The 5,448-nt window shown below is 31.7% G+C and carries 5 protein-coding genes; 3 read left to right on the top strand and 2 right to left on the bottom strand.

Going from position 1 to position 5,448, the window contains the following annotated elements; translation table 11 throughout:
* Positions 1-741: 741 nt before the first annotated feature.
* Positions 742-1,083: a helix-turn-helix domain-containing protein gene (locus tag G477_RS20620; RefSeq protein WP_051288077.1), complete on the bottom strand. Its 342-nt coding sequence runs from the start codon at positions 1,081-1,083 to the stop codon at positions 742-744.
* Positions 1,084-1,316: 233 nt separating this feature from the next.
* Between G477_RS20620 and G477_RS0114715 the strand changes: the two genes are divergently transcribed.
* Together G477_RS0114715 and G477_RS21010 are read left to right on the top strand one after the other, a co-directional pair.
* Positions 1,317-2,336 carry a hypothetical protein gene (locus G477_RS0114715; protein ID WP_026698578.1) on the top strand — a complete coding sequence of 340 codons (1,020 nt, stop codon included), beginning with the start codon at positions 1,317-1,319 and terminating at the stop codon, positions 2,334-2,336.
* A 295-nt stretch (positions 2,337-2,631) separates the two neighbouring features.
* Entirely contained in the window at positions 2,632-2,787 is a 156-nt protein-coding gene (locus G477_RS21010) for an aspartyl-phosphate phosphatase Spo0E family protein (protein ID WP_084406279.1), read from the top strand.
* A 370-nt stretch (positions 2,788-3,157) separates the two neighbouring features.
* Here the strand turns inward: G477_RS21010 and G477_RS0114710 are convergent, their stop codons facing one another.
* Complete coding sequence (locus tag G477_RS0114710) at positions 3,158-4,522, bottom strand: DNA cytosine methyltransferase (protein ID WP_026698577.1); 1,365 nt, start codon at positions 4,520-4,522, stop codon at positions 3,158-3,160.
* A 531-nt stretch (positions 4,523-5,053) separates the two neighbouring features.
* On the opposite strand from G477_RS0114710, the gene G477_RS0114705 reads away from it, so the two are divergent.
* A partial coding sequence (locus G477_RS0114705) for a transposase (protein WP_026698576.1) occupies positions 5,054-5,448 on the top strand: 395 nt, incomplete at its 3' end.

The raw sequence follows: 5,448 nt of genomic DNA, 5'->3' as shown, positions 1-5,448 counted from the left end.
CTTCGCAAGCAAATGAAAGACAGTCGATCCATGATGTTTCCCTTTCAACAGTTGTTTTTATTCAAAAAGCCAGTTATTCAGTAACCCCTACTTATAGATAAACTTGAAACATATCATTTAGCGCTGAATTCACTTTATTTAGAAGTACCTTCGCACGATAACAAAAGTGTGAACAATTCCTTCAGCAATATATATAAAATTTCTGTAATAGCATCAGTATTCGCCTTCTATCTAGTTCAGTTTTTACAACTTATTAACTAGGTCCGGTTCTAGGTGCGATATTTATCAAACGGGTCTCACTCTATGATGATTTAAGTTTGAAGAAAGAGCTGATTATATGGTATCTGTAGGAAGTCAATATATTTGTGAGGCGGAATATTATTATGGGAACTTCTCGATCCGAACATTCATAAAATGGAGATCGCTATCACCTTATATCATGTAAGCAGTTTCTAAGGCACATCAAAAAACGTGAATCTAGTCTATCTGATTATTTATTCAGCTAAATTTGTCCAATTGTAACAATCGAGCAGAAATAGTAAATTCGTAGTTTTGAGAAACCCTAGCTTTATTAAAGTTTTTTCGTTATTCTCTTTCAAAACGGCTACCTTGAAAATAAAAAGTTGACTATATTTTAACGACAAAACACAAACTAGAAAAAGTAAATATATATCAAACCAATTAAAACAGATCGTGTTACAACATTCGTCTGCAAAAAATGATTAAAAGATTGCTATGCTGTTAAAGATCATTTTCATCTATTTTATATGTCCTGTATTCAAAAAGCTTTTCCTTTAAATAATTCACTTCATCTTCTCTAAGATTAATAAAATCTTTATATGCCTTTATATTATCAAATCTATCTTCTAATCTACATTTTAATTGACCCAATAAATAGTCAGTTGAAACTTCAAAAAAAGTAGAGAATTCTTTGATTTGATCTAAATCAGGCTTGCTAATATTATTCTCGTAACGTGTTAGCTTATAATTACTTATACCTAAAAGTGATGCCAACTCTTTTTGACTTAAATTTTTTCCCATTCTTAATTTTTTTATTTTGCTTCCCAGATTTTTTTCATCCATAGTAATACCACCTTAAATCTTCTAAAAGATATTTTAACGTAAAATTCAGATAGTATAATTTTAACAATCATTTGTACATAAGACTAAAATCATTTATTATTTAGTTAATAGAATGAATAAATCCGACAAATATACGGTAATAAAATTTAGTGAGCTTCAAGTTGTACAATTTATTAATTATTAGTACAGATGACTCAAAATGTAAAATTAAATCATTGAGGTAAATTAATCTAATGACTATTAAAAGTTTAGATTCCATACTCTATCAATCACATAATTCCTTTACTGAGAACGACTTAAAGGTGTATTTTAAAGAATGTAACTTAGATCAAGAATTAGTTAAGTTTTTTGCTATGGATAACAAATTAGAGATTAGTTTAAATCTCTTACCTAAAATAGTAAAGGAAAAGTTTTTACTAGATCTTTTGTCAGATGAAATTTATAACAATTTCAATCGACAGGGCTACAAAATAAAAAAACATAGTATCAAAGTGTTTTTAAACACTTTAGATTGTATGAACTATAATAAAATTTTTAATCCTTTAAATTCTTACAAGAATTTCATCAAAAAAAACCTTATATATCCAAACGCTAACGGAGTAGGCCAATTTCACGAACATGAAATTTTGTTCAATTATGTAGAAAATATAAGTGAATGTATTGATATTAATTGCAATTCTTCTCTAAGAATCATTAAGATCATGTTATTCCATTATTATTATAAAAAAAAGAACCCATTTAAAGATAATAGTCTCCTACTTGAGAGGTTTATATTGTTTTCTCATTTAAGTACCGAAATGAATATACTGAGTGCGTTAGATCTTGTGAAAGCAACATATAATAATAATAATTGGAATTCTAAATTGACGGATGGTATTGATAATGACAATAAAAAGCTGATCGACTTAATACCGAATATTGGTTTTTTACTTCAAGAAAGTAATACGTACCAAAAAATTACTCTAAGTGAATTAAATAGCATCTCAAAAAAATTAGCTACTATAACCACGAATATATCATTGCTTGAGTTAACAGAAGACAGTAAAGCTATTATGTACATGTTCGCTCAAGAGATTATTTTTAATGAATATAAGGTGTACTATTCAGTGAGAGATATTCATTATGAAACGAAGTTAAGTAAATACATTATAAAGAAAAATTTGGAAATTTTATTAGAAAAAGGGTTATTAAACAAGGTGGGCAAAAAACCTGTTTATTATTTCTGTAGCCCAAATAATACAATAAAAATTTAAACTATTTCATTATCATACTATTCGTAAACGAGTGAATCATTTTTACGATATACAGCTTATTGGTAATTAATTATGGTTATAATAATATAGACGATATATCTGTAAAAGTGATCATGGTGCGTGGTAAAACCTCAATAATTCAATTGATGAAATATACCTAAATAACCGAATTGAAGTTATATATAAATTATAAATCGCTATTTAATAATTGCCCTTGAATAGAAAGAGGCTAGTCGACGTGATAATTTTATGCAATGCTATAAAATAATACTTTAGTTTAAAGGTTGGGACTAAATTGTCTAATCAAATTGAAGTTACAATTGAAAAAAAAAGAGAAGAGCTGATAAGATCTGTAGATAAGAATGGAATTAGTTCAACTCAAACAATAATAATATCTCAAGAACTTGATACAATTTTAAACAATTTGCTTTTAAGCTTAGAAGAGGATTAACCCGCATATACAGAGGCAGGTAAACGTTTGTAAATTCAATTCTTAAATATGCGCTACTTTTGATACCATGTAGTAATTTGTAGCACTTGGGTAACTCAAACTGTATTAAGTAATGCTCTCAAAAGAGTACAAAAAGATTTAGATGGTCTATCTATGTACTTTAAACACATTAGCGGAGTCACAATTTGTCTTCATAAATAATTTGTACCAAATAGTAATGTTCTTTACTTGTATATAATTTTTTAGATGATTTACGTTATTTAGTTGTGGAACCTCGAGATCTCAAACAAAAGTCTTATTCATAGAAGGAGCCTAGACATGTGAGAATCAGGCTCCATAAACTTTTGCTGGAATGCGAATAAAATAAAAATTAATTCACTTTACTTAGAGACGTTTTTTTAATTGCATTTTTGATTTCGTTAGCAATTGCTTTAGCGAGAAGCGGTGGTACAGCATTACCAACTTGACTATATTGAGGAACCTCGACTTTTCTACGGGGACCGCCTGTTGTTCTTTTACCTAAAAATTCAAAGCTATCATCAAAACTTTGTAACCTAGCTAATTCCCTAACTGTAGGAATTCTATTATTATAAGGAACTATATAATCATCAGGCAATGTCATGACAGTGGGAGCAATGTTGTTACTATCAAGTCTGTATCTATTGTTTTTTTTGGACAATAATTTCTCAAAAATACTGTCATCTAAGTTGCCATTAGCTAAAGCTCTATTTAACTCATCGGTTGATCTATAGAGACTTTGATTATTATAAATAGCCCAAAATAAATAAGGATATTTCTTTATAGCATTTTTAATCCCTGTGCTTCTAATTCTTGATCGAACATCAATATTAGATTCGCCTTCTTGGAATAAACTAAATCTTTCCTTGACCTCCATAGAATGTTTAGAAATTTCATGGTTAAAAACTGAAGTGAAGTTTTTTAGAGGAGTCTTAAATTCCAGTTTTCCTTGCGTTGTTGTAGTAACAGTTGGTGTTCTCCCTTCTCTAGATTCTTTCTGATAAGAACTATTTGGGATCAAAGAAGGGGTATGATCACTAAGGTCACTTATAGCCTCGCCGACAGAAATTTGTGGCTGGTATTCTTCAGGGAAAAGAGGTGGACTAACATTCTCTTTATGGGCTATGAATATTGCTCTTCTTCGTCTTTGCGGCACTCCAAATTGAGATGCATTAAGAATATTTAAATCAGAGACTACGTAGCCTATACTTTCTAATTCTGCAGTTAAAATATCTGATACTAGGCTATTCTCAGGATAGTTTTCACCCATTAAGCCATGAAAGTTGTCCAGTCTGGTATTTAAAAACCCTTCCACGTTTTCCATAACAACGTATTTGGGTTCAATATCTGCTATGACACGCACATACTCGGCGAACAAGACGTTTCTAGGATCTGTCTTCTCACGCCTACCAGCTAGGCTAAACCCTTGACAAGGCGGACCACCAAATATTGCATCTATATCAGGGATGTTGCTATTTTGGAATATCGAAAGGTTTCTAATTTTGTTGTAAATTATTTTTCCAGACAGAGCCGATATATCAGCTCTCTCAAAATGAGTATTCTCACCTTGTATTAACCCTAATTCGTGATGGCGATTTTTATATGTTTTCTCCACTTCCATATTAATGTCACTTGAGAAGAGAATGTGAAAACCTGCTTGCAATAGGCCTTCACTCATTCCACCAGCACCACTAAATAAATCAATTGCATAAGGCATTTCCTTACCCCCTTATTGTTCTAAATAGTAATTATACTACTTTCATTAAATTTTATCAGGAATAAAATTTATACATTCTTGAATAAAAAATTTTGCTTGGTCTATGTGTAATTTTAAATTTCTATAATATTAATAAATTAATCATAAATTGCATCAAATGCAATGTCAATAATTAGGTGTACTACGCTCAACTAAATTAAATGCATTGACGACATTTATTCTTTTTATAATCTTTACGATTTAATTTCTAACCTTAGACCACTAAGCAGAAAAGCGCGAGTTTTAGAAATAAAATAAGAAGTTCGTAAGAAACACCCAGATAAAGAAAAATAAAACGAGTCTTAGTATATGGTCTATCAACTCCAAATACGATTTAAACAAGGTTAATTGATTTAAATAATGAATACTTAAAGGCTACTGAATAACGGTTAATTTCTTATGCCACAAGGGTTTTGGACGTTTTAATCGAAAAGGGATGCAAGGAAAAACCCGTCCGCGTTCAAAAATCCTCGCATCTGAAGGCGATGATCCATGTACAATCACTCGGAAAATCAGCTGTTACTGTCTGGCGACTTCTTTCTTCCTTTCGAAGGTTCCCTGAACCCGGATAACCGATGGGTTCATCTGGCCCAACTGATCCCATGGGACCGAGCGGAAAGCATGTACAAACAGAAGCTGAAAGATGTCACGCAGGGAGCGCATGCCTATTCGGTCCGGATGGCGCTTGGGGCACTTGTCATCAAAGAACTGCTGGGAACAAGCGATCAGGAAACGGTCCAGCAGATCGCAGAAAACCCCTACCTGCAGTACTTTCTTGGTCTGGCGGAATATCAGGAGACCTGTCCATTTGATGTCTCTTCCCTCACGTATTTCCGACGTCGAATCGATGCGGACATGATCGCACAGGTGAATGAGTGGGTAGTGGA

Source organism: Alkalicoccus chagannorensis DSM 18086 (genome assembly GCF_000429725.1).
Lineage (GTDB): Bacteria > Bacillota > Bacilli > Bacillales > Salisediminibacteriaceae > Alkalicoccus > Alkalicoccus chagannorensis.
The sequence above is the reverse complement of the archived record's forward strand: the minus strand, read 5'-3'. Positions and strand labels throughout refer to the sequence as shown.